Source organism: Actinomadura rayongensis, assembly GCF_009831215.1.
GTDB classification, from domain to species: Bacteria; Actinomycetota; Actinomycetes; order Streptosporangiales; family Streptosporangiaceae; genus Spirillospora; species Spirillospora rayongensis.
Genome location: NZ_WUTW01000011.1, coordinates 46,273 through 69,420 on the forward strand (window position 1 = coordinate 46,273; position 23,148 = coordinate 69,420).

23 protein-coding genes are annotated in these 23,148 nt (G+C 73.9%); 18 read left to right on the forward strand and 5 right to left on the reverse strand.

From position 1 onward, the window contains the following. Positions 1–63 precede the first annotated feature (63 nt). The 4 genes from GQ466_RS29510 (at position 64) to GQ466_RS29525 (ending at position 4,080) form a co-directional block, all read left to right on the forward strand. Positions 64–1,014: a LysR family transcriptional regulator gene (locus tag GQ466_RS29510; RefSeq protein ID WP_161106360.1), complete on the forward strand. Its 951-nt coding sequence runs from the start codon at positions 64–66 to the stop codon at positions 1,012–1,014. After that, positions 1,011–2,111, forward strand: a complete 1,101-nt coding sequence (locus GQ466_RS29515; RefSeq protein ID WP_161106361.1) for a winged helix DNA-binding domain-containing protein — start codon at positions 1,011–1,013, stop codon at positions 2,109–2,111. The genes GQ466_RS29510 and GQ466_RS29515 overlap by 4 nt, the downstream gene beginning before the upstream one ends. Positions 2,112–2,278: 167 nt before the next feature. Continuing rightward, positions 2,279–2,539 (forward strand): hypothetical protein, encoded by a 261-nt coding sequence (locus tag GQ466_RS29520; protein WP_161106362.1) that lies wholly within the window; start codon positions 2,279–2,281, stop codon positions 2,537–2,539. Between the two features lie 50 nt (positions 2,540–2,589). After that, complete coding sequence (locus GQ466_RS29525) at positions 2,590–4,080, forward strand: DUF2786 domain-containing protein (RefSeq protein ID WP_202421304.1); 1,491 nt, start codon at positions 2,590–2,592, stop codon at positions 4,078–4,080. Positions 4,081–4,119: 39 nt separating this feature from the next. On the opposite strand, the gene GQ466_RS29530 is transcribed toward GQ466_RS29525, so the two are convergent. Continuing rightward, entirely contained in the window at positions 4,120–4,332 is a 213-nt protein-coding gene (locus GQ466_RS29530; RefSeq protein ID WP_019630467.1) for a helix-turn-helix domain-containing protein, read from the reverse strand. Positions 4,333–6,317: 1,985 nt separating this feature from the next. On the opposite strand from GQ466_RS29530, the gene GQ466_RS29535 reads away from it, so the two are divergent. Next, positions 6,318–7,037, forward strand: coding sequence for a hypothetical protein (locus tag GQ466_RS29535; RefSeq protein WP_161106363.1), 720 nt, complete (start codon positions 6,318–6,320; stop codon positions 7,035–7,037). Positions 7,038–7,183: 146 nt separating this feature from the next. Here GQ466_RS29535 and GQ466_RS29540 read toward each other — a convergent pair whose 3' ends face one another. After that, a complete protein-coding gene (locus tag GQ466_RS29540) occupies positions 7,184–7,957 on the reverse strand; it encodes a hypothetical protein (RefSeq protein WP_161106364.1) in 774 nt (257 codons plus the stop codon). A 461-nt stretch (positions 7,958–8,418) separates the two neighbouring features. On the opposite strand from GQ466_RS29540, the gene GQ466_RS29545 reads away from it, so the two are divergent. After that, a complete protein-coding gene (locus tag GQ466_RS29545; protein ID WP_161106365.1) occupies positions 8,419–9,702 on the forward strand; it encodes a citrate synthase in 1,284 nt (427 codons plus the stop codon). Between the two features lie 130 nt (positions 9,703–9,832). Beyond that, positions 9,833–10,696, forward strand: coding sequence for a hypothetical protein (locus GQ466_RS29550; protein WP_161106366.1), 864 nt, complete (start codon positions 9,833–9,835; stop codon positions 10,694–10,696). Positions 10,697–10,948: 252 nt separating this feature from the next. Here the strand turns inward: GQ466_RS29550 and GQ466_RS29555 are convergent, their stop codons facing one another. Continuing rightward, positions 10,949–11,257: a hypothetical protein gene (locus tag GQ466_RS29555; RefSeq protein ID WP_161106367.1), complete on the reverse strand. Its 309-nt coding sequence runs from the start codon at positions 11,255–11,257 to the stop codon at positions 10,949–10,951. Between the two features lie 265 nt (positions 11,258–11,522). Between GQ466_RS29555 and GQ466_RS29560 the strand changes: the two genes are divergently transcribed. From GQ466_RS29560 to GQ466_RS29570, 3 genes are all read left to right on the forward strand, one after another. Then, the gene (locus GQ466_RS29560) at positions 11,523–12,428 is read left to right on the forward strand and encodes a helix-turn-helix domain-containing protein (RefSeq protein WP_161106368.1); all 906 of its coding nucleotides are present in this window, start codon (positions 11,523–11,525) and stop codon (positions 12,426–12,428) included. A gap of 348 nt (positions 12,429–12,776) precedes the next feature. Next, positions 12,777–13,178, forward strand: a complete 402-nt coding sequence (locus GQ466_RS29565) for a nitroreductase family deazaflavin-dependent oxidoreductase (protein ID WP_161106369.1) — start codon at positions 12,777–12,779, stop codon at positions 13,176–13,178. Between the two features lie 83 nt (positions 13,179–13,261). Then, positions 13,262–14,290, forward strand: a complete 1,029-nt coding sequence (locus GQ466_RS29570) for a phosphotransferase (RefSeq protein WP_161106370.1) — start codon at positions 13,262–13,264, stop codon at positions 14,288–14,290. A 343-nt stretch (positions 14,291–14,633) separates the two neighbouring features. On the opposite strand, the gene GQ466_RS29575 is transcribed toward GQ466_RS29570, so the two are convergent. Beyond that, positions 14,634–15,245: a histidine phosphatase family protein gene (locus GQ466_RS29575; protein WP_237418506.1), complete on the reverse strand. Its 612-nt coding sequence runs from the start codon at positions 15,243–15,245 to the stop codon at positions 14,634–14,636. 49 nt (positions 15,246–15,294) lie between these two features. On the opposite strand from GQ466_RS29575, the gene GQ466_RS29580 reads away from it, so the two are divergent. From GQ466_RS29580 to GQ466_RS29600, 5 genes are read left to right on the forward strand one after another with little or no spacing between them, the layout of a single operon-like run. Continuing rightward, positions 15,295–15,678 carry a VOC family protein gene (locus GQ466_RS29580; RefSeq protein WP_161106372.1) on the forward strand — a complete coding sequence of 128 codons (384 nt, stop codon included), beginning with the start codon at positions 15,295–15,297 and terminating at the stop codon, positions 15,676–15,678. Positions 15,679–15,716: 38 nt separating this feature from the next. Beyond that, positions 15,717–16,466, forward strand: a complete 750-nt coding sequence (locus tag GQ466_RS29585; protein ID WP_161106373.1) for a hypothetical protein — start codon at positions 15,717–15,719, stop codon at positions 16,464–16,466. Next, positions 16,463–17,548, forward strand: coding sequence for a hypothetical protein (locus tag GQ466_RS29590; RefSeq protein ID WP_161106374.1), 1,086 nt, complete (start codon positions 16,463–16,465; stop codon positions 17,546–17,548). The genes GQ466_RS29585 and GQ466_RS29590 overlap by 4 nt, the downstream gene beginning before the upstream one ends. Further along, on the forward strand, positions 17,545–19,017 hold the full coding sequence (locus tag GQ466_RS29595) for a hypothetical protein (RefSeq protein WP_161106375.1): 1,473 nt from the start codon (positions 17,545–17,547) through the stop codon (positions 19,015–19,017). Before GQ466_RS29590 ends, GQ466_RS29595 begins: the two co-directional genes overlap by 4 nt. Then, on the forward strand, positions 19,014–20,333 hold the full coding sequence (locus GQ466_RS29600) for an AAA family ATPase (RefSeq protein ID WP_337193678.1): 1,320 nt from the start codon (positions 19,014–19,016) through the stop codon (positions 20,331–20,333). The genes GQ466_RS29595 and GQ466_RS29600 overlap by 4 nt, the downstream gene beginning before the upstream one ends. A gap of 265 nt (positions 20,334–20,598) precedes the next feature. On the opposite strand, the gene GQ466_RS29605 is transcribed toward GQ466_RS29600, so the two are convergent. Then, on the reverse strand, positions 20,599–21,390 hold the full coding sequence (locus tag GQ466_RS29605) for an ATP-binding cassette domain-containing protein (protein WP_161106376.1): 792 nt from the start codon (positions 21,388–21,390) through the stop codon (positions 20,599–20,601). A 175-nt stretch (positions 21,391–21,565) separates the two neighbouring features. On the opposite strand from GQ466_RS29605, the gene GQ466_RS29610 reads away from it, so the two are divergent. The 3 genes from GQ466_RS29610 (at position 21,566) to GQ466_RS29620 (ending at position 23,148) form a co-directional block, all read left to right on the forward strand. Next, complete coding sequence (locus GQ466_RS29610) at positions 21,566–22,081, forward strand: hypothetical protein (RefSeq protein ID WP_161106377.1); 516 nt, start codon at positions 21,566–21,568, stop codon at positions 22,079–22,081. A gap of 80 nt (positions 22,082–22,161) precedes the next feature. After that, positions 22,162–22,848: a hypothetical protein gene (locus GQ466_RS29615; RefSeq protein ID WP_161106378.1), complete on the forward strand. Its 687-nt coding sequence runs from the start codon at positions 22,162–22,164 to the stop codon at positions 22,846–22,848. A gap of 84 nt (positions 22,849–22,932) precedes the next feature. Then, positions 22,933–23,148: a hypothetical protein gene (locus GQ466_RS29620; protein ID WP_103562953.1), complete on the forward strand. Its 216-nt coding sequence runs from the start codon at positions 22,933–22,935 to the stop codon at positions 23,146–23,148.

The window sequence follows — 23,148 nt, forward strand, 5'->3', positions numbered from 1 at the left end:
TGACCGTAGGCTCATTGGTGTCTTGCATTCAAATGCAACTTCTGCAGCCGAGGAGTGCGGGAAATGCAATCCAGACTGGACTTCAATCTGCTCGTCGCGCTCGACGTCCTGCTGGAGGAGGAGAGCGTCACCGGCGCCGCCGCCCGGCTGCACCTGTCCGGTCCGGCGATGAGCCGCACGCTCGGGCGGATCCGGCGGGCGCTCGGGGATCCGGTGCTCGTCCGGTCCGGGCGCGGGATGGTGCCGACGCCGCGCGCGCTCGCGCTGCGGGCCGAGGTCCGGGACGTCGTGCGGCGGGCGGCCGGGATCTTCGGGCCGGACGAACGGGTCGATCCGGGCACGCTGGAGGCGAGCTTCACCGTCCAGGCCGAGGAGGGGACGATCGCGGTCGTCGCCGGGCCGCTGCTGGAACGGCTCGCGCGCGAGGCGCCCGGCGTCACGCTGCGGTTCCTCGGCGAGGGTCCGCGCGACACGCACCGGCTCCGCCGCGACACGGTCGACCTGGAGGTCGGCGTGATCAGCGCGACGCCCGAGACGAGCACCCTGCCGTTGCTGACGGAGCGTTTCGTGGCCGTCATGCGGCCGGGCCACCCGCTCACGAAGCCGGACGCGCCGCTGACCGCGTGGGCCGCAGCGTCCCAGCTCGCGACGAGCCGCCGCGGCCGGACGCGCGGCCCGATCGACGACGCGCTGGCCGCCGAGGGGCTGCGGCGGCGGCTGGTCGGCTCGGTGCCGGACGCGCACACCGCGCTGGCCGTCGTCGCCGGGTCCGATCTGGTGGCGTTCGCGCTCGCGCGGTTGCACCGGCGGCTGATCGACCGGCTCGGGCTCGTCGCGGTGGTGCCGCCGCTGGAACTGCCGCCGTGCGTGCTGGAGATGGCGTGGCACGTCCGGTACGACGCGGACGCGGCGCACGCGTGGCTGCGCGGGATCGTCCGGGACGCGGTGCTGGACGCGGCCGGCGTCCTCCCCGGTGGCACAATTTCGGACATCGGCGAGCGGGGAGAACGATGACCGAAGTCCTGACCGTCCGGGCGCTGAACCGGGCCACCCTCGCCCGGCAGGGGCTGCTGGCGCGGGAACCGCTCGGCGTGGCGGCGGCCGTGGAACGGTTCGGGGGGTTCCAGGCGCAGGAGGCGCGGCCACCGTTCGTCGGGCTGTGGAGCCGGGTCGCGGGCTTCGCGCCTTCTGATCTGACGGCCGCGCTGCACAGCCGTGAGGTCGTCCGGGCCACGCTGATGCGCGGCACGCTGCACCTGGTGACGGCCGCCGATTTCGCCGCGTTCCGGACGCCGCTGCAGCCGGTGCTGGACGCGGGCCGCAAGGTCCTCGGCGACCGCGCCGCCGGGCTCGACGTTGCCGCCGTGCTGCCGGTCGCGCGCGAGCTGCTGCTCGCGGGTCCGCGCACGTTCGCCGAGCTGCGGGATCTGCTCCAGGAGCGGTTCCCGGACGTCAACGACCGCGCGCTCGGCTTCACCGTCCGGATGTGCGTGCCGCTGGTGATGGTCCCGAGCGAGGACCGCTGGGGCTTCCCGCGCACGGCCCGGTTCGCGCTCGCCGCGGACTGGCTCGGCGCCGAGCCCGCGGGCACCGCGGAGCCCGACGCGCTCATCGTCCGTTATCTGGCCGCATTCGGCCCCGCGACGGCCGCCGACGCGCAGGCGTTCACCGGACTGGCCGCGCTCGGCCCCGTCCTGGACCGGCTCCGGCCGCGGCTGCGGGTCTTCGCCGACGAGCGCGGGCGCGAGCTGTTCGACGTCCCGGACGCCCCGCGCCCCGGCCCGGACGTCCCCGCGCCGGCCCGGTTCCTGCCCGAGTTCGACTCGCTCGTCCTCGCCCACGCCGACCGCGCCCGGGTGATCTCCGACGCGGACCGTCCGCTGCTGACCAGCAAGAACCTGCGCGTCCGCGCCACCTTCCTGTGGGACGGGTTCGCCGCCGGAACCTGGGAGGCCGCCCGCAAGCGCAAGGTCGCGACACTGGTCCTGCGCCCGTTCGGCCCGCTCCCCGACGGGGCGCTGGACGCCCTCACCGCCGAGGGCGAGGCCCTGCTCTCCCTCACCGAACCGGACGCCGTCGAGCGGGTCGTGACCGTCGCCCCGGCGGACTGAGGAACGTCCGGGCGGCTTTCGGTCATGACGCTACGATGACGAACGGCTCCGAAACGTGATGGATCCGAGATCTTGGACGATTGAAAGATCCACCAAACCGGCGCAAGCTATCGTCGACGTCATCGCAAGGCCCCCGACCGCTCCGATCCCCTGACAGGACTGACCTGATGTTCGAGATCTGGGAGACCGGCGAGCCCGCCCGCCTCATCTCGGAGGCGCGCAGCCTCGATCTGGCCCTGGAGAAGGTCGACACGATGTGCCGTCTGCGCCACGACCAGGCCGTCGCGCAGATCGAGGACGGCGGCGCGGACGGCTACAGCTTCGAGATCCGCGACGGCGGCCGGGTGCTGGCCCGCCTGACCTACGTCCCCGACACGACCCGCGCGTACCGCAGCGTGATCACCGAGGGCCTGCGCTCGTACCGCTGACCGTCCCGGCGCCCCGTGGCAGGATCGAGGGGGCGACGACGGGAGGCGACATGACGGCTGGGCACACGCCCGCGCTGGCCACCGCGCGCACCCTGACCGCCGAGCTGGCCCGCTCCCGCGACGCCGCGCTCCGCCGCCGCTGCGCCGCCCTGCTGACCCTCGCCCCGCTCTGGCCGGACGCCACCGGCCGCGCCCTCCTCGGCGCCCTCACCGCCGGCGTCACGTCCGCCTGGTCGCGCGGCTGGCAGCCCGCCGACCTGGCCGCCTACACCGCCCGGACGCACGGCGCCCGCGCACGCCGCCTGGTCCTGGACGCGATCGCCGCCGAACTGCGCACCTACCCGTCCCTCGGCGACCCGGTCTGGACCGACCAACCCGCCGCCCTCGGCGCCCACTTGTGGTGGCCGTCGGACGGCTCCTACGCAACGTCCTGGTGCACCCGCGAACGCGCCGACCCGGACGCCCTGGTCTCCTGCGCAAGCGACGTCCTACGCCTCCTGTCCGAGGCCCCCGCACTGGCAAGGATCGGCCCCCCACCTGGAACGCTCCCACCACCCGCCCCGACCCCGTCCCAGCCCGGCCCGTCCCCGGATAACAGCACCCCAGAGACGGACCACCCATCAGCCACCGCCGACCCCAAGCCCGCCCACACACCGAGCGACACAGGCCCCGGCCCCGACCAGGCGCCGAGCGGCACAGAATCCGACCGGGCACAAGGCGGCACAAGACCTGAGCCCGACCGGGCAACGAGCGGCACGGAACCCGAAGCCGACCAGACGCCGGGCGGCGGGGGGCCCGGTGCAGGCGGGTCGCCCGGCGGGATTGATCCGGAGGTGGAGCGGCGGGTGCTCGGGCGCGTGCGCGCGTTGCTCGCCAAGGCCGAGTCCACCGCATTCCCCGCCGAGGCCGAGGCGCTGAGCGCCCGCGCGCAGGAACTGATGACGCGCTACAGCCTCGATCGTGCGCTGCTCGCGGGAGCAGTCCCCGCAGCCGGGGACGCGCCGGTCGGCCGCAGGATCGTCGTTGAGGGCCCGTACGAAGGGCCGAAGGCGGTACTGCTCGGCGTGGTGGCCGAGGCGAACCGCTGCCGGGCCGTCTGGCACCGGGACCTGGGACTCGCAACCGTCATCGGGCACCCGGCCGAGCTGGCCGCCGTGGAGATGCTGTTCACGTCCCTGCTCGTCCAGGCGACGGCCGCGATGACGCACGCCGGGACGCGCGGGGACGCGCCCGCGCGGACGCGAATCCGCTCGTTCCGGCACTCCTTCCTGAACGCCTACGCGGCGCGCGTCGGCGAGCGCCTGCGCGCGGCGGCCGACAACGCCGCCGGGCACGCCGGGCCGCGGACCGACCTGGTCCCGGCACTGGCCGCGCGCGACGCCGCCGTGGACCGGACCGTGGACGCGCTGTTCCCCGGTCTCGTCCGGGGACGGGCGCGGACCGTCTCGAACGCGGCCGGCTGGGCGGCCGGGCGCGCGGCGGCCGACCTCGCCGGGCTGGACGGGCGGCGCGCCGTCGCCGACCCCTCCGGCGGACGCTGAGCGCCGTCCGTCCACCCGGAGGGCGCGGACGACACGCGCTCAGCCCTTCTTGCGACGCGTGTTCCCCCCGCGCCCGCGCAGCGGGACGCCCGCTTCCTTCAGAACGTTGTAGATGAAGCCGTACGACCGCCCGGTCTCGGCGGCAAGGTCGCGGATGCTCTCCCCCGCGGCGTAGCGCGGCGCGAGTTCCGCCGCGAGCTGTGTGCGTTCGGCGCCGGTGACCCGGGTCCCCCTCGCCAGAGTGCGACTCACGTTTACCTCCTGCGTCTGGGCCGGAGCGCGGGCGATCCCGCAGCTCACAGCGCTGTTGATCTACCCCCCAACGTACACATTGCCCGCAAATCCCCCCGCGCTACCGCCGGAACAGCACAAGATAGGCCGATGCCGGTCTTTTTCACGGCGTACGGCGTGTCAACACCGGACAGATGACCCACACCCGCAAGCACACCCGAAACCGTTGCCGCTCCCCCACTCCGCCGGACGAAGCGCCCCCTGGTCGCGTTCCCACCCTCCGACCCACCGGCCGCCCGAATTCTCCCGACCCGCCGAAACCCCCTTTAGGACCCGACCCCACACCCCACCCGGCCCGACCACAACCCGCAAGAACCCCAAATACCCCACTTACCAGCCCGGTGAAGTGCAGTTTTCCACCCCGCCCTCACACCAGAAGCGCAACAACCCACCCCCGCGTCACTCCCCCACCGCCTACAAACCGCCAACCCCACCCCAGCCCAACCCCACAAACCATCACAATGACACCACGAGCCCAAAAAAACACCCCAAATACGTAGCCCACCCCACCACCACCCACCCCACACGAACCCCCAAGCAACCACACCGCCCCAAGCCCAAATTCCAGCAACCCAAGCCCCACCACACACACCCCACACCCACCCGCCAAGCCCACCAGCAAAGCCCAACCAAGCACCCCACCCTCGACCCGCCACGAACCAGCAACAAACGAACGTCCATCGCCGAACACAGACCAACCACCACAAAGCGTCAACTGCCACACGCGAGGACAAGCCAGCAGAGACCAGCCCCACGACAAGCGACAGACAGACCCAACAACCAGAACCAACGGCACGAAAGACCCCCAGGAACCAACGCCGCCAAGCACAGGACAACCCGCCCGTGCGCAGCCCACCACGGCACGGCCGACCGCGACCCTGCACAGCACGATGCGACACGCACAACGCGGCCAAATGCATCGCAACACCACACGACACGGCCCCGCACAGCCCGACCCAGCAAGGCACACCACGACACGAAACCGCACAGCCATCACGGCACCAATGCAACCCACCGCGGCACGGCACAACGTGACGCGACACGGAACGGCACGGCGCGGTGGGCGGGGGCCGGGCGGGGCCGGGCCGAGCCGGGCCGTGGGTCGACGCGGGTCGGGTCGGGCGAGCGGGGGCCGTGGCTCGGCGGTCGGGTGGCGGCTGGTTCAGTCGGCGTGGTGGCTTGTGTGCAGATTCGGTGTCCTCCTTCGCTCGGTTCGGAGGGCCAGCTCGGGGTTGGCTGCTCGGATGCGGTCGGCTTCGGTGTGGGGCTCGGCTTCGGCGTCTCGTGGGTTCGGTGGGAACTGGACGGTCGGAAGCCGCTTATCCGGCACTGCGGTCGGCTTTCGCGTGTGAGAAAAGCCGATATGCCGTGCGCGAAGAACTGTTCCTTGATCAAGTGTGACCAATGGTCAACGCTGAGTAGCCGGAGTGGCTACCATCGGTGCCCTTACGGTGACCACCGCGATCCCCCCGGGGCAGTGAATGAACCCACATGGCAGTTACAACGGAGCTCTCCTCTCCGCCTGCGGAGTACTGGGCTGCGTGATCGTGGCCGGGACCGTCGCATTCAGCACGGCAGACCCCGCCCGTGCGGCGACGCCTCCGCGTCCGGCCGAGCGCGCGTCGGCGCCCGCGATGTGCCGCGTCCCTCCCGTCCGCGACTGGCGGCTCTCGCGGCTGTGCGCCGCCTGGGAGGCGTTCCAGGGCGCCGGACGGCCGCCGGCCAGCGGTGCCCGGCACGGCGGGCGCTCGCATCGCAAACAGGTGAAGCCCCAGCGCCGTGTGGCGCCGCCGCGGCCGGCGGTCCGTGCCAAACGGACGCGCAAGGCCGGGCCCGTCCCGACACCGCCCGAGACCCCGCCGACCGCCGCCGCGCCGACCGCCGAGGCCGCGGCGCCCGTACCGGTCCCCGTCTCTCACGACAGCGCCGTCGGCCGTCCGCGCATCATGCGTCCTCCTGTCGTTCTGCTCGGGCTCGTCCTGTCGCTCGTCGCTCTTTGCTATCCGCTCCGTCGGCGGATCCAGGCGCTGGTCGGTCCGTGGTTCTCCCCTGTCTCGGTCGAGGTGGAGCCGCGCCGGACGACCCGGTTCAGCTACCGTCCGGCGATCGACCCCTTCTCGGTGCCGCTCATGGGCCTGTCGGGGGCCGGGGCGCCCGCGACCGCCCGCGTGCTTGCCCTCGCCGCGCTGGAGGACTTCGAGGACACGGCCCTCGTCGTCGTGCCGCGCCCGGACGCCATCGCCCTGTTCGGCCTCGCGGAGGACGAACTTCTCGAAGGCGGCCCCGACGGGCTGTTCCTTCCGGGCAACCTGGAGTCCGCGCTCGGCTCGATGGAAACCGAACTGGCGGTCCGCCGGGACGCGGGCGGCACCTGCACCCGGCGCTTCCTGCTCGTCGCCGACTGCGAGGACGAGGTCGAGCGCATCGAACGCCTGGTCACCGCCCACCCGGGCGAGGTCGCGGCCGTCCTGCTCGGCGACTGGCCGGGCGAGCGCGCCGAGGTCGACGGCGAGGGCACCGTCCAGACGACCGCGGCCCTCACCGACCGACTCCCGGAACGCCTGCCCGCGCTCTCCCGCACGGCCGCCCGCGACCGCCTCTACACGATGGTCCCCGAACCGGCGGCGCCGCGCCGTCGCGGCCTCGGCCTCCTGAAGAGGAAGTAGTACCGGCCCCCTCCCGGCACGGCCGCGCGCTCAGCCCCTGGGAGGGGGACGAATCCGCTGACGACGCGCCGGGCATGGGGACGACGCCCGCGCCTCATCGCTCCGCACGTTCGGTCGGCCGTGTGTGCCGAATGGGAGATTTGGGCTCATCGCACCTCTCGGTCCGTCGTGGCGGACAAGATGTAGCGGGCAGACGTGAGGCCGCTGAGGGCGCGGCGGGCCGCCGCCAGGTCGGGCGAGCGAGTCTCGGTGCCGTCCAGGAAGCGCGCGCAGTCGGCGAGCCACCCGCGCAACGCCGTCGTGCACCGTTCTTCGGCCCGGCGCGCCCGCTGGACGTCCGCCCGCGCCGCGTCGGCGACCGCCGTGGCCATCAGCTCCTCGTCCGCGGCGAGCGCGCGGACGTCGGCGAGGGCGTAGCGTCCCAGCCGGTCCTTGGCCAGCCCGCGTTCGGCGGCGACGCGGCCGAACTGCTGCGACCGCCAGCCGAGCGCCCGCACCGCGCCGCCCGCGTCGATCGTGTCGCGCAGCGGCCCCTTCCGGGCCGCGACGACCTCGGCGAGCGTGTCCGCCGGGACCGCGTCGAGATGGCGCACCAGGTAGACCGGGTGCCCGCGGTAGCGGCCCGCCGCCGCGAGGACTCCGCTGGCCGCCAGCACGTCCACGTCGACGCGCTCCACGTCGAGCACGACGCGCCGCGCCAACCGCGCCGCGGCCCGGGCGGCCCCGACCGGCGGATCCGACCCCAGCTCGGCGCGGATCCGGTCGGCCTCGCCGCCGCAGCGGTCCACGAGGTCGGCGGACCACCGGCCGGGTCCGGCGTCCGGGGCGGGCACCAGGCCGAGCGTGCGGGCCGAGCGGAACTGCCAGTCGCCGAGGTCGAGAGCGGCGGCGAAAGCCCGCTGCCCGTAGGTCTGGGACATCTCGATTCTCCCTTCGCGTGAGTGCGTCGGGACCAGCCTGCGCCGCGCCGAAACGCCAGAAAACCCGAATCCAATTCTGGGGAAAACTCTGGCCGAATACCCGGCGACATCCAAGCTGTTGATCATGCGAGTGGGCCGCCGAAGCGGCGAAGATCGGGCTCGCGGCGACGGCGACGCGCCCGGGGCGACACGCGGCATTGAGATCCTCGTCACTCGATACGGCTCATCGAACGGCCGTGTAACGACGGTGATCTCATGGACTCGGCACGGCCGACCCGCGTCCACGGCCACGAGATCGCAAGGTGGACGCGCGTTCGGCGGTGTTCGCGGCGTCCGGGGCACGATGGCGCGCGGACGACCCCGCTGTCCCGAAGGCCCCGGAACGACCTGCAATGATCGGCTGGTTACGATGAACGACGGAACGTCTACGCAGGTGTGGACGGAGTTGGGAGCGAGCGAGCATGTCCGATTTCGAGCTCAACCACGCGGGTGGCCGTATGCCCCTGGAGATCACGCAGGCGAGCGAAGGACCCTCGGGGTTCGGCATCGGAAGCCTGCTCAAGGAAACGGGCCACGTCACGCTCGATCCCGGGTTCACCAACACCGCGTCCACCACGTCGGCCATCACCTACATCGACGGTGACGCGGGCATTCTGCGCTATCGCGGCTACCCGATCGAGGAACTCGCGGAGAAGTCGTCGTTCCTGGAGGTCGCCTACCTCCTGATCTACGGCGAGCTGCCGACCTCCGACGCCCTGTGGGACTTCACCGACAAGGTCCGCAAACACACGCTGCTGGACGAGAAGTTCCGCGCGTTCTTCTCCGCGTTCCCGCGCCGCGCGCACCCGATGGCGGTGCTCTCGTCGGCCGTCAGCGCGCTCTCGACCTTCTACCAGGACAGCCTGGACCCGTTCGACGCCGAGCAGGTCGACCTGTCGAGCGTACGGCTCATCGCGAAGCTCCCGACGATCGCCGCCTACGCGTACAAGACGTCGATCGGTCAGCCGCTGCTGTACCCGGACAACTCGCTCGGCTACGTCGAGAACTTCCTGCGGATGACGTTCGGCCTGCCCACCGAGCCCTACGAGATCGACCCGGAGATCGTGCGGGTCCTCGACATGCTGTTCATCCTGCACGCGGACCACGAGCAGAACTGCTCGACGTCCACCGTGCGGCTCGTCGGGTCGAGCCAGGCGAACCTGTTCTCGTCCGTGTCGGCGGGCGTGGACGCCCTGTTCGGCCCGCTGCACGGCGGTGCGAACCAGGCCGTCCTGGAGATGCTGGAGCGCATCCACGCCAACGGCGACGACATCGAGACGTTCGTCAACCGTGTGAAGAACAAGGAGCCCGGCGTCAAGCTGATGGGCTTCGGTCACCGCGTGTACCGCAACTACGACCCGCGCGCGGCCGTGGTGAAGAAGGCGACGGGCAAGGTCCTGGAGGCGCTCGGCAAGTCCGACCCGCTGCTGGACCTGGCGATGCGGCTGGAGGAGGTCGCGCTCAGCGACGACTACTTCGCCGAGCGGAAGCTCTACCCGAACGTCGACTTCTACACCGGCGTCATCTACAAGGCCCTCGGGTTCCCGACCAACGCGTTCACCGTGCTGTTCGCGCTCGGCCGCCTGCCCGGCTGGATCGCGCAGTGGCGCGAGATGATGGCCGACCCCGCCACCAAGATCGGCCGTCCGCGGCAGGTCTACACCGGCCCGACGGAGCGGCACTACGCCGACATCTCCTCGCGCTGACCTCGCGCTTTCCGCGGCCCGGCATCACGCGATGCCGGGCCGCGGCGCGTTATCCACAGAACGGGGTTCGACTTTCGGGCCGGTGCCGGGCTGTCGGACGCTGGAGGCCCACCGGCTTCCAGGAGGCGTCATGTCCGGCACCATCGCCCTGACCGTCCCCGAGACCACCCGGGCGGCGTTCGTCGTCGCCACCGACCGGACCGACGAGGTGCCGCGCTCGGCCGTGCGGCTCGACGCGCCGTTCGCGGACGAGGCGGCCAGGCGGCTCGGCTCACCTGCGCTCGAAGTCACCGAGGAAGCGGCCGACACCGCGTCGTGCGACCCGACGCCCGTCACGGCGTGGCCCGCCGCCCGCCGCATCTGGATCACCGCGATCCTGCCCGCCGGCGACCGGCCGGACGGGGCGTGGATCGCGCGCGCCGCCGCCCGCTCCCTCGCCGAGGCGGCGGACGGCGTCGTCATCGACCCGGACTCGGGCCAGGTCCTCCCGCCGCTCCCCGAACCCCCGGTGTTCGCGCTCGCGGACGACTGGCTCGGCGTCTGGCTCCCGCCGCACCGGGACGCGGGCCGCTGCACGGCCGACGAGGACGACGTCGACGGCTGCGCGTGCGTGGAGATGACGACGCGGGGGCTGCGCCGTCTCGGGTTGCCGGAGCTGCGCGTCAGCGGGGTGGCGTGCCGGCACGACCTGGCCGCGCTCAACCTCCTGCGCGCCACCGCGCGGCGGCTGCTGCCCCTCGGAGACCGGCCGGGCGTCCACCACGTCCCGCGCGAGCCGGCGCTCACGGGCGACGATCTGGCGGGCTACTGGGGCGTGGACGGGGCGGTGTGGGACGACGACCCCGTCCCGGTGCTCCTGGAGCCGCTCGGCCCGCGCCTGCTGCACGTGGGCCCGCCGAGCCGGTTCCCCGGCTCGCTCAACGAATGGTTGTGGGAGGAACTGTCCGATCCGCTGTACGGCTTCCTCGGCTACGACGTGGGAACCTCGCCATGAACGTGCACCGGACGGAGCCCAGCACAGCGAGCGCTCCTCTCTGCGGACGGCCACGCGCCGAGGGTTACCGCGCCACGACCGCCAGGCGACGCCACAACACCGGCGAAGGGGTGGCGGCGGCTCCGGTCGCCGGAGCCGCCGCCGGGAGGGAGGCGGGGCCGGTGGTGCCGGGGGACGGCCCGGCCGGGTCGTGCTGCGGCCGGACCGGCGTCGGTCCGCGCTTTCCGTCCGGCGCGGCCCCGCCGGGCTGGGTCAGCCGGCTCGCAGGTAGGCCGTGCGGACGTGCAGACGATCGCGGAGCAGGCCGATCGCCTCGGGGAGCGTCCGGCCCGCGGCCTGGGCGCGGAGGCGGTGGCCGTCGATGCCGACGATCGCCTGCGCCAGCGCCGGGCGCGGAACGTCCGCGCCCGGAACAACGCTCAGGGTCACCTGGACGCTCGTCACATCGGCCCCCTCGTCGTCCAAGGCCGTGCGGACGGCCGCGGCGGCGGCCGTCCGGTCGGCCTCGGCGACGTCGCCGGAGGTGAGGAAATTGATAGCGGGAAAGTCGTGGTCGGTCATTGCATTCCCCCAAGCAGTGCGGTTTTCCATTGTTCCGCCGGACGCCTCCGGACCGGAGTCGCGGAGACGTCTCTGTCAACGAGACGAACGGCGTCGCGGCGAAGTTGACCGGAAAGGCGGGAGAGCTTGGTCACCTCGGAACGTGATCATCTGACGCCTCCCGCTAGAGGCCGTGATCCCCTACGATGGACGTTGCCCTTTCCGCCCCCTGCACGTGGACCAACCGACCGGCTGGTGAACCTTGCCCCAGGATGCTGCTGTCTCGATGCCCTCGAACGGCGACGGCCCGACCGGCGGAGAGTTGCTCGGCTACCCGCGCCGCGGCGGGCCGACCGTCCTCCGCATTCTGCTGGGCAACAAGCTGCGCCGGCTGCGCGAGGACCGGGGCATCTCGACCGAACAGGCGGGCTACGAGATCCGCGGCTCGCACTCCAAGATCAGCCGGATGGAGCTGGGCCGGGTCGGGTTCAAGGAGCGCGACGTCGCCGACCTGCTGACCCTGTACGGCGTCGAGGACCAGGCCGAACGGTCGTCGCTGCTGGAACTGGCGCGCGAGGCGAACACGCCGGGCTGGTGGCACCAGTACGGCGACGTCCTCGCGGGCTGGTTCGAGACCTACCTCGGGCTGGAGGAGGCCGCGTCGCTACTGCGCAGCTACGAGCTGCAGTTCATGCCGAGCCTGCTCCAGACGGAGGACTACGCCCGCGCCGTCATCCGCCTGGGCTTCCCCGACGCCTCCGAGGAGGAGGACGTCGACCCGCGGATCCACCTGCTGATGACGCGCCAGCGCCGGTTCACCGAGCCGGGCGCGCCGACGCTGTGGACGGTCGTCGACGAGGGCGTCCTGCGCCGTCCGCTGGGCGGACGGGCCGTGCTGCACCGTCAGATCGAGCACCTGCTGGAACTGTCGGAGCTGCCGAACGTGACGCTGCAGGTCGTGCCGTTCAGCGCGGGCGGCCACGCGGCGGCGGGCGGCCCGTTCACGATCCTGCGGTTCGCCGAGCCCGGCCTGTCGGACGTGGTGTTCCTGGAGCAGCTCACGAGCGCGCTGTACCTCGACAAGCCGTCCGACGTGGACACCTACATGCGCGCCATGAACCACCTGTGCATCACGGCGGCGCGTCCCGACGACTCGATCGTCTTCCTCCGCGACGTCCTGCGCGACGTCTGAGCCGGCCGCCGGCGACGCCCCCGCGGCACCCGGAAATCCCTGTGCCACAGGGCCGGAGCGTCGATCATGCCGCCAATTCCCGACCGGGTCTATTCACTCGGATGACAGGGCCGCGTCATGCATCGGCGGTCGATCACGGCGCGTTCCATCACCGCCGCCCGGACGAATGTGGATCTTCCACGGCGGCGAACTCCGACGGCCCGGTTTCGCGTCGGCTCCGCTCCGGCCGCACGGCGCGCGAGCCGTTGAAATTTCCCCGAAAAACCCGTCGGGAGCGTCGGACGCGCGCGTCCGGGGTATCGACGCGACGGAACCCGTGAAGATCAACTACGGAGAGAGGTACGGTCCATGCTGTACGGCAGAGAGCACGTCGAGAAGTACCAGGAGACCGGCGGCAAGATCGGCCACGACTGGAACGGCACGGTCACGCTGCTTCTCACCACGACGGGACGGGTGACCGGCCGCGAATACACGACGCCGCTGATCTACCAGCCCGACGGCGACGCGTACGTGGTCGTCGCGTCCAAGGGCGGCTCGGACGAGCATCCGCAGTGGTACGAGAACATCCTGCGCAACGACCGGGTGACCGTGCAGGTCCGGGACGAGGTGTTCCCCGCGCGCGCCCGCACCGCGAGCGAGGACGAGCGGACGCGGCTCTGGCCGAAGATGGCGGCCGTCTGGCCCGCCTACGACGAGTACCAGGAGAAGACGGACCGGCAGATTCCGGTCGTCGTCCTCGAACGCGTCTGAGCGCGCGCGTTCCCTTCCACGCCGCGCGCCACGGCGTGTAGCGTCGGCGGGGAACATCCGTTCGATCGTCTCCGGGGTGCTGCGTGCCGACGTCACAGAGCGCAAGCGACACCGAACCGCCGTCGCTCCCGCTGCGCCGCTGGGCGCTCGACGCGGCACAGGCGCCGGTGCGGGTCGCGGAGCGCGCGTGGCGGATCGGCGCCGGCCCGGACGGCTTCCTGCTGAAGGCCTATCCCGCCCCCGACCGGCGGCGCATCGCGTTCCGGCACCGGGTGACCGCCGCGCTGGACGCGGCGGGCCTCCCGGTGCTGGCGCCCGTCCCGTCCCGCACCGGCCGGACGCTCGTGGTCGCGGGCGGCACCGGCTACGTCCTGTACCCGTGGGTCGCGGGGCGGCGGCGCGGCGGCCTGGAGCTGACGTACGCGCAGTGCGAACGGCTCGGGGAACTGCTCGGCCTGCTGCACGCCGCGCTGGACGAGCACACGCCGCCCGTCCAGCAGGAGATGCTGGTGCCGACGCCGCGCGCGGCCGGCGCGGTCGCCGAGATCGACCGGCTGCTGGCGGCCGTCCCCGCCGACGGGACGGACTTCGCCGCGCTCACCGAGCGCCGCCTCGCCGAGCGTCGCGCGCTGCTGGTGGAGTTCGCCGACCACCAGCCGCCGGAGCTGGACGTCAGCACCGTCGGGCACCTGCACGGCGCGTTCGACGCCCGCCGCCTGCGCTACGGCGGCTCGGGGAACGTCACGGCGGTGCTCGGCTGGGACGCGCTGACGACCGGCCCCGTGGCGGGCGAGGTCGTCCGCGCCGCCGCGAGCCTGTTCGCCACCGGCGACGAGCGCGGCCTGGACCTGGAGCGGGTGCGGGCGTTCGTGCGCGGCCACCGGTCGGCGTTCCCGCTGGACGCCGGCCAGATCCAGGCGGCCGTCCACCGCGCCTGGTGGGAGCGGCTGTGCGACGTCGCCCCGCTGCGGCACCGCTACGTCGACGGCGAACGCGAACCGGCGGGCGCCGCAGCACTGGTGGCCTGGTGGTCGGCGCACCTGGACCTGACGCTCGACGCCTTCCCCGCCGCCTACGGCGCCGAGCCGGTCGACAACCCCGCCTTCGGCTGACGCCCCTCCCCCGACGCACAAGCGCCGCCCACCGAAAGCGTCCGCGCGGCGCCGACCGACGGCCACCCGCAGAAACCGCTCGAACAAGCGCCGCCGCACACGGGCGAACGGTCGCGCACGAGCCCGCAGTGCACGGTCATGCGCGCACTGGCCGCGGCGGCATCGCCGCCTGCGGGCGAGGGGCTGCAGGTCAGGGATGTGCGAGGCGCGTCCGGGCGCGATCGCTCCAGGCGAGACCGGGCTCCGATGGCGGGTACGGTGCCGCGCGTTGGTGCGGGTGAGCGGTCGCGTGCGGGATTGCCGTGCGGGCGCGTGTGTGGAGTCCGGCCGGTCGGGGGGCTGGTTATGGGTGGGTGCGGTTGGCCGTCGGTAGGGCGAGGGGGCGGATGCAGGCGTTCGGGGTGGGGGTGGACTCGGCGTAGTGGTGGAAGGCGCGCATGGCTGGGCTGTCGGGTGTGGTGGTTCCCGTGTCCAGGGTCCATGTCACGGCCAGCAGGAAGATGCGGTGGGTGAAGACCGCTACCGTCGCGTCGTCCGGCAGGGTGGACAGGCGGTCGAGGAAGGCGCGGGCCCGGGCGATGAGGGCGGTGAACGACTCGCCGTCGCCGCCGAGGACGAGGGACGGGTCGGCGCGTGCCCAGTAGGCCGCCGCGTGCGGTCGGCGTTGCTCGATCGAGGTTCCCGGGCCGTGCAGGGCGCCCAGGTAGGTGAACTCCTGGACGGGCCATTCCTCGCACGGGACGGACGGGAAGCGTGCGCGCGTCGGCGCGGCCGTCTCGCGGGCACGCAGGAACGGTGACACGACGAGGAGTGAGGGCGGCGCGGTGAACGACTCCGCGATGGTGGCGGCTTGGGCGCGGCCCAGGGCGGTGAGCGGCGCGGCTCCCGGGCCGTACGTCGGGAGGCCGGCGTTGGACTCGCTCTCGCCGTGCCGGATCAGCAGGGTCGCGGGCATGGGCCTCATGCTGGCATGACCGGGCGCGGGTCCGCGAGAGGATGATCGCATGGAGGTACTGAGCAGCCGCGTCCTGTTGCGGCCCGCCGATCCCGCGCGCACCCGCGAGTTCTACCGGGACGTCTTGGGCTTGGCCGTGTATCGCGAGTTCGGTCCGCGCGACGATCCCGGCACCGTCTTCTTCCTCGGCCCGGGGTTCCTGGAGGTGTCGGGCCACGGGGAGGCAACGAGCGGGACGATGCTGTGGCTGCAGGTCCGCGACGTGGCGGCCGAGCACAAGCGGCTCGCGGCGGCGGGCGCGACGATCGTCCGGGAGCCGCGCACCGAGCCGTGGGGGCTGGTGGAGATGTGGATCGAGGACCCCGACGGCGTCCGAATCGTGCTGGTGGAGGTGCCGGGCGACCATCCGCTGCGCCGTGACCAGCGGGGATGACCGACGGTTTGTCGGAGGCCCGCGCTACAGTCCACGCCATGTCCCCCGACGTGCCCGCCGCCGCGCAGCAGGAGCGCGTCGCGGCGTTGCGGGCGGCGGTCCGCCGGGCGGTCGCGGCGGGCGACCGGACGGCGGCGCGGACGCTGCGCGCCGAGCTGCGCGCGGCCGAAGGTGGCGAACGGCTGAGGGCGGAGCGCGACCGGGCGGACGTCCGTGCGCAGGCGCACCGCGCGCTGGAACTGCTCGGCGTCCCCGCCGGGCCGAAGCTCGTCGGCGCGGTGCACGCGGCGTTCTTCGCGGCGCCGATACCCGCCGCGCGGCTCGGCGTCCTGCGGCGCGCCGAGGAACGAGCTTTCCGCAAAGCACCGAACGCCCGTCCGTTCTATGTGTGCGCGGCGCTCACGGCCGATCTGCTGACCCCGGCGCGCGGGCTGCTCGCGGTGAGCACGTGGCCGCTGGAGCGGCGCGTGGTCGGCCCGCTCAGCCGCCGCACCGACTTCCTGACCGCCGCCGTCCGCGTCGCGGAGCACGCGCAGCACGCCGATGCGGCGCAGCACCTGCTGCGGCGTTTCGCGGCGGGGATTCCGGGTGCGGCGGGCGGCGCCGTCGGTACAGTCGACCCGGCGGACCTGATCGCCGCGGCGCGCGCGGAACTCGACGTCCACGCGACCGCCGACCGCCGCGACCGGGCGCGGGCGGCGCGCCGGGCGGCCGGCCTCGACGCCGCCGAGCGCCTGTTCGGGTCCGCGCACGACCGGACGGGCCGACCCCACGGAGAACGACGATGACCGACACCGCGCCCGCGCTGGACCGGTTGCGCGCCGGAGCGCCCCCGCGCAACCACGACGCCCGGACGATCGCCGCGCTCACCGCCAACCCCGGCTGCGCGCGCCGCGGCCTGCTGGACGCCGCCGGGGTCGACAAGGACGCCGTCGCCCGCCACCTCGGGTTCGGCACGCCGTTCGGCCAGTCGCAGTTCGCGATCACACGCGGGAACGCGTTCGAGGCGCAGGTCAAGGCCGACGGCTGCGCCGAGCTGCTGGCCCTGTTGCGCGACCGGCTCGGCCTGGACGTCGGCGAGGTCGGCTACGACGACCTGGACGACGAGGGCGGCCGGGAGTTCCGCCACGCGCGCACCAGGAAACTCCTGGCCAGGGCGCTCGACGACGCGCAGGGCACCCTGTTCGACCACCCGCTGCTCCGCCTGGACATCGGCGGCACGCCCGCCTACCTGGAACCAGACGTGATCGCGTTCCAGCTCGCCGGCCGGTTCCACGTCGTGGAGATCAAGTCGTTCGCGGTGGTCGACGGCCAGGCCGAGCCGGAGCAGGTCGCGGCGGCGGCCCGGCAGGCGGCGGTCTACGTGCTGGCCCTGCGCGAATTGGTCGCGGACCTCGGCCACGACCCGCAGCGCGTGTCGCACGAGGTGTTCCTGGTGTGCCCGGAGAACTTCTCCAACCGTCCGTCGGCGACGCCGCTGGACGTCCGGCCGCAGCTCGCGGTGCTGCGCCGCCAGCTCGACCGCCTGACCCGGGTGGACGCGATCCTCAACGGCCTCCCGCCGGACCTGTCGTTCGCGCTGGACGACGGGCTCGGCGCGGCCGTCCGCACGGTCGAGGCCCGGTACGCCCCCGACTGCGCGGCGGGCTGCGAGCTGGCGTACTTCTGCCGCGACGAGGCGCGCGCCTGCGGGGCGACGGGCGCGCTCGGCCGGGGCGTCCGCGACGATCTCGGCGGCGTCGACACGGTCGAAGCGGCGCTCGACCTGGCGCGCGGCGCGGCCGACCCGCCCGCCGAGCTGGCCGAGACGGCGGCGCTGCTGCGGACGGCGGCGCGGCTGCGCGCCGAGGCGCTCGGCGGCGCGGCGTGAGCGCGCTGGCGGCGCTCGCGCGCCTGGAGGCGGTGGACGCGCGGCGGGCCGTGCCGATCGCGACCGTCCGGCACTGCCATCTGGCGGACGCGCCGCTCGTCCTGATCCCTCTCCGGCTCGCCGGTGAGGCGGCGGCGCCGCTGGCCGTCATGCTCGGCACCGACCGCGCCGATCCGACGCTGTTGGCCGTCCCGCAGCCGCGCAACCGGGATCTGCGGTTCGCGTTCGCGGCGGAGCTGGCCAAAGTGGTGCTGGAGCACGTGGAGGCGTCGCGCGGCGCGGCGGAGGAGCTGCCGCCCGCCAAGGACGGCACCGAACGCGTCCGGTACACCGAGGCGCCGCAGGTGATCGTCCCGAACACGGGCGGGGTGGCGTTCCTGCGGCTGCTGGGCCGCTCGACGCGGTTCCGCAGCACCGAGGGCCCGCACGCGGTGGAGCCGTCCGTCCCGGCGCTCGGTCGCTGGGCGACGTGGTTCGCCGAGCGGCACGACCGGCCGGGCTCGTCGCTGCTGCTCGCGGCGACCGAGGCGCTGCGGCTGCACTGGGCGACCGGGCAGAGCGCGCTGGAGGACGGCAACCTCGCCGCCCTGCTCGGCTGGATCGACCCGCCGGACGGCCTGGACGGCCCGGCCGCCGCCGCCCGCGCCGAGGACCCGGTGCGCTGCCCGCCCGCCGGCCCGGCCACCGATCCGACGTTCGACAACGAGGTGCTGGCCCCGGCGGTCGCGGCCTACGACGCGACGGACGGCGACCCGCGCGCCGAGGAGCGGGTCCGCGCGGCACTGGCTGGGCAGCTCACCCCAACGTGGGACCTGGTGTGGCACGCGATGGACCTGCTGCGCGCGCTGCCGGAGGGCGCGAGCGTGCCGCGCCGCTGGGAGCGCGACCGGGACGCGTTCACGCTGTTCCACCAGACGTTCGCCGAGGGCGTCCCGCAGGCCCGTCGGGACACGGCGGTCGCGGCGGCGCGGCGGCTGCACGCGCTGGAGCGGGCGCAGGACGCCTACGACGCGCAGCGCGCCTTCGACGATCCGCTGGTCATGGCCGAGCACCGGCTGAACGGGCAGGCGTTCGGCGGCGTCGTCACCGAGGCGGACCCCACCCGGCTGGACGAGTCGGGCAAACGCCCTAAGCTGCGTCCCCGGGTGCGGGTCGCGACCGAGGACCCCGTCCGGCTGGACGCGGGGACGGCGGTGTGCAGCGCGGAGCGTCCGGCCCTGAAAGGGAGAATCGTGGAGTACGGCACCGGCGGCGTGCTGGTGGAGCTGACCGGGGGGCTCGGCAGGAAGCTCGTCCCCGAGCCGGGGACGGTGCCCGCCCCGGGCGACCGCGTGTGCTTCACCTCGCTCACCGACGCGTCGTTCGGCCCGGCGCGGTTCCCCGAGCGCGAGGACACGCCGTGGACGCACGGTGGGCCGCCCGCCGAGTACGTCCCGTCGGACGCGGACGCGGCGGAGGAGTGGTCGTGACCGTCCAGGACCTCGATCCGTCGGCCGCCGCCGGGGCGGTGGTCGACGACGTCCTCGCCGACCTCGACGGCTCCCATCGCGGCGTCGTGGTCGACTCGCCGCCCGGCGCGGGCAAGTCCACGCTGGTGGTGCGCGCGGCGGGGCACCTGGCGGCGGCGGGCGAGCGGCTGATGATCGTCGCGCAGACGAACGAGCAGGTGGACGACCTCATCGAGCGGATCGCCGCCGAGCACCCCGCGCTGACCGTCGGACGGCTGTCGGCGGCGGGCTACCTGCCGCCCGACCGGGTCCTCGCGTGCCCGTCGGTGAAGGTGGCGCAGAAGGCCGACGACCTCGCCGACCGCGCCGTCGTCATCGCGACCGCCGCGAAGTGGGCGACGCTGTCGGACGGCTCGTGGCCGTGGGCGATCGTGGACGAGGCGTACCAGATGCGCTCGGACATGCTGCTGCGCATCGCGGGCCGGTTCGAGCGGGCGCTGTTCGTCGGCGACCCCGGTCAGCTCGACCCGTTCTCGTCCGTCGAGGTGGAGCGCTGGGCGGGCCTGACCTGGGATCCGATGCGCAGCGCGGTGGCCGTGCTGCTGGCCCACAACCCCGAGTTGCCGGTCCACCGGCTGCCGGTGTCGTGGCGGCTGCCCGCGTCCGCCGCGCCGGTGGTGTCGCGCGCGTTCTACCCGTTCACCGGGTTCCGCTCCGGCACCGGCCCCGGCGACCGGCGGCTGGAGTACGGCGCGGGCGGGATGGGCACGTCCTACGACCATGCGCTGGACGAGGCGGCTCGGTCCGGCTGGGCGCTGTACGAGCTGCCCGCGCGGCACGCGCTGCGCACCGACGCCGAGGCCGTCCAGGCGACGGCGGCGCTCGCGGTCCGGGTGCTGCAGCGCGGGCCGGTCGCGCACTCCGAGCGGGGGTCGCAGCCCGTCCGGGCGGACCGGATCGCGATCGGCGCGGCGCACCGCGACCAGGTCGCCGCGATCCGCGCCGCGCTCGGGCCGCACGGCACGGGCATCACGGTCGACACGGCGAACCGGCTGCAGGGCCGCGAGTACGACGTGACGGTCGTGCTGCATCCGCTGTCGGGCCGCCGGGACGCGACGGCGTTCCACCTGGAGTCGGGACGGCTGTGCGTGCTGACGTCCCGACACCGCCACGCGTGCCTGGTGGTCGCGCGCGCCGGGATTCCCGAGTTGCTCGACGCCCATCCGTCCGCCGAGCCCGTCCGCCTCGGCGTGCCCGTACGGTTCCCGGACGGCTGGGAAGCGAACCAGGCGATCTTGGCCCACCTCGCCCAGCACCGCGTCGCGGCGCACGCCTGACGGGTCAGCCCGAACCGAGCGATCCTGGCCCACCTCGCCCAGCACCGCGTCGCGGCGCACGCCCGGCGGGTCAGCCGAACCAGGCGATCCCGGCCCATCTCGCGCAGCACCGCGTCGCGGCGCACGCCCGACGGGTCAGCCGAACCAGGCGATCCCGGCCCATCTCGCGCAGCACCGCGTCGCGGCGCACGCCCGACGGGTCAGGCGAGCGAGGCGATCCTGGCCCATCTCGCGCAGCACCGCGTGGCGGCGCACGCCTGACGGGTCAGCGGCGGCCGGCGGTGGCCGACCAGCGGCCGTCGCGGCGTGCGATCGCGATCGGGTGGTCGAAGCATGCGCTGACCAGCTCGGTCGTGAGGACGTCGTCGGCCGCGCCGGACGCCAGCACCCGTCCCTCGCGCAGCAGCAGCGCGTGCGTCGTGGTGCTCGGCAGCTCCTCCAGATGGTGGGTGACGAGGACGCTCGTCAGCCCCGGACGGCTCGCGCGCAGCTCGTCGATGCTGGTCAGCAGCAGCTCGCGGGCGGCGACGTCAAGGCCGGTCGCGGGCTCGTCCAGGAGCAGCAGGCGCGGGTCGGGCATGAGGGCGCGGGCGATGAGCGCGCGGCCCCGCTCCCCCTGCGACAGCGTCGGCCAGCGGGCCTCGGCGCGGTGCGCGAGGCCGAGCAGTGCGATCAGCTCGGCGGCGCGCGCCAGGTCGGCGTCCGACGGCGTCCAGCGCGGGACCAGCTCGATCGTCCCGGTGACGCCGGTCAGGACGACCTCCCGGACCGTCCGCGCCGACTCCAGCGGGTGCCGCGGGTTGACGTGGCCGATGAGCGCGCGCAGGTCGTGGACGTTCACCCGGCCGAGCCGGTGCCCGAGGATCTCGGCGGTGCCGCGCGTCGGGTGCGTGTAGGCGCCGAGGATGCCGAGGAGCGTGCTCTTTCCCGCGCCGTTCGCGCCGAGCAGCGCCCAGTGCTCGCCGGTGAGGACGGTCAGCGACACCTGGTCCAGCAGCAGGCGGCGCTCACGGACGAGATCGATCTTGTCGGCGTTGAGGACGACGGACGGCGGCACGGGACGGGACCTCCAGGCGGCGGAAACGGGGCCTGCCGGGGTCGCCGGGGCGCGGAACGGGGAACGCGGTACGTCCGACGTTACCCGCCCGCGTGGACGGCGCCGCGGCCGGGTAGGACGGACCCGCACGGCCGGATACTGTGTGACCCGGTGCCTCGGCGACTCGGGGAGGGACATGGAGGACATCGGCTTCATGTGCGCCCACTGCGGCGGTGAGGTGCACGATGTGACCCACAACCGCGAGGGCTCGCTCGACGCCGTCGGCTACCGGCACAACCGCCGGGTCGAGCCCTGGGACCACGAACTGGAGCTGGCGGTGGGCACGCCGCGCCCGCCCGCGCGGGCCTGCGACTTCTGCGGCGAGGACGACGCGCACTGGCTCTACTACCCGACGCTCGACCCCGAGGACACCGACATCTTCGAGGTCGAGCTGGACACCAGCGGCCTGTCCGACGACGACACGGCCGTCGCGGTGCTGAACATGCTCTATCCCTGGTACGCGTGCGACACGTGCTCGGTGCTCGTCGCCGACCGCGGGATCGAGCGGATCATCGAACGGGCGCTGGAGCGCACGCCCGTCCCGGCCCGCGCGGCGGTGGACGAGGCGACGGTCCGGGCGCGGCTGCGCGGTTCGCTGTCGGTGTTCTTCACGACGCGCCCGGGACGTCCGACGCCGTCGCGGGCGATCTGAAACACACGCGTTGCACGATCGGAACGTTCCCCGGCTCACTAGAATGGTCGGTCTGTTCGACTGACTCCGGGGGGTTCAGGGTGATCATCGCCGAGCGCTTCCGCGGTCCCGGCGGTTCCGGCAACGGGGGGTACGTCGCCGGGCTGCTCGCCGCCCACGTCCCGTCCGACACCGTGACCGTCACCCTGCGGCGCCCGCCGCCGCTGGAGACCGCGCTGCGGGTGTCCCCCGCCGACGACCGGTGGCAGGGCGCGTGGCTGTGGGACGGCGACGACCTGGTCGCCGAGGCGCTGGCGGGCGCGATCGTCGTTCCCCCGCCCCCGCCGGTGCCCGTCGCCGTCGCCGCCGAGGCGGCGGAGAAGTTCCGCGCGATCGAGAACCACCCGTTCCCGCACTGCTTCGTCTGCGGCACCGAGCGCGCGCCGGGCGACGGGCTGCTGCTGTCCCCCGGCCCGGTCGGCGAGGGGACGGTCGCCGCGCCGTGGCGGCCGGACGGCCCGGTCACGCCCGAGCTGGTGTGGGCCGCACTGGACTGCCCGGGCGGCTGGTCGTTCGACCCGGTCGGACGTCCCGCCGTGCTCGGCACGATGACCGCGCGGGTGCTGGAGCTGCCCGAGCCCGGCGAGGACTGCCTCGTCCTCGGCCTCGCGCGCAGCCGGGAGGGGCGCAAGCAGCACGCGGCGACCGCGCTCTACGGGGCGGACGGGCGGCTGCTCGGCCGCGCGGAGCAGATCTGGGTCGAGGTGGATCCGGCCCGTTTCGCCTGAATCGGCCGAAAACGCGTCACCGGACACGGTGTGCGACGCGCGTCCGGGTTCCACTCGGTGGGGAGACCCCGGGAGGCCGGACCGATGAACGTGAACGGACTGCTGATCGTCGCCCTCGCGGCGCTGTGCGTGTGCCTCGGCATGACGTGGGAGCGCGCCCGCCACGCCCTGTTCGACGCGCCGCCGCTGCGCCGCCGCGCGGCCGAGCTGAGCGCGGCGGCGTTCCGCGACAGGGCGAGCACGCTGCTGATCGTCACCGGGTGCGGGCTGGTGGTGCTGGCCGTCGCCTGGCCCCGGTGA

Coding starts and splice junctions, on each gene's coding strand:
- GQ466_RS29575 (WP_237418506.1), bottom strand. CDS start 15,245: ATGCCCGCGACCCTGCTGATCCGGCACGGCGAGAGCGAGTCCAACGCC.
- GQ466_RS29520 (WP_161106362.1), top strand. CDS start 2,279: ATGTTCGAGATCTGGGAGACCGGCGAGCCCGCCCGCCTCATCTCGGAG.
- GQ466_RS29550 (WP_161106366.1), top strand. CDS start 9,833: ATGTCCGGCACCATCGCCCTGACCGTCCCCGAGACCACCCGGGCGGCG.
- GQ466_RS29565 (WP_161106369.1), top strand. CDS start 12,777: ATGCTGTACGGCAGAGAGCACGTCGAGAAGTACCAGGAGACCGGCGGC.
- GQ466_RS29555 (WP_161106367.1), bottom strand. CDS start 11,257: ATGACCGACCACGACTTTCCCGCTATCAATTTCCTCACCTCCGGCGAC.
- GQ466_RS29535 (WP_161106363.1), top strand. CDS start 6,318: ATGCGTCCTCCTGTCGTTCTGCTCGGGCTCGTCCTGTCGCTCGTCGCT.
- GQ466_RS29560 (WP_161106368.1), top strand. CDS start 11,523: ATGCCCTCGAACGGCGACGGCCCGACCGGCGGAGAGTTGCTCGGCTAC.
- GQ466_RS29590 (WP_161106374.1), top strand. CDS start 16,463: ATGACCGACACCGCGCCCGCGCTGGACCGGTTGCGCGCCGGAGCGCCC.
- GQ466_RS29540 (WP_161106364.1), bottom strand. CDS start 7,957: ATGTCCCAGACCTACGGGCAGCGGGCTTTCGCCGCCGCTCTCGACCTC.
- GQ466_RS29620 (WP_103562953.1), top strand. CDS start 22,933: ATGAACGTGAACGGACTGCTGATCGTCGCCCTCGCGGCGCTGTGCGTG.
- GQ466_RS29610 (WP_161106377.1), top strand. CDS start 21,566: ATGGAGGACATCGGCTTCATGTGCGCCCACTGCGGCGGTGAGGTGCAC.
- GQ466_RS29525 (WP_202421304.1), top strand. CDS start 2,590: ATGACGGCTGGGCACACGCCCGCGCTGGCCACCGCGCGCACCCTGACC.
- GQ466_RS29580 (WP_161106372.1), top strand. CDS start 15,295: ATGGAGGTACTGAGCAGCCGCGTCCTGTTGCGGCCCGCCGATCCCGCG.
- GQ466_RS29545 (WP_161106365.1), top strand. CDS start 8,419: ATGTCCGATTTCGAGCTCAACCACGCGGGTGGCCGTATGCCCCTGGAG.
- GQ466_RS29515 (WP_161106361.1), top strand. CDS start 1,011: ATGACCGAAGTCCTGACCGTCCGGGCGCTGAACCGGGCCACCCTCGCC.
- GQ466_RS29510 (WP_161106360.1), top strand. CDS start 64: ATGCAATCCAGACTGGACTTCAATCTGCTCGTCGCGCTCGACGTCCTG.
- GQ466_RS29585 (WP_161106373.1), top strand. CDS start 15,717: ATGTCCCCCGACGTGCCCGCCGCCGCGCAGCAGGAGCGCGTCGCGGCG.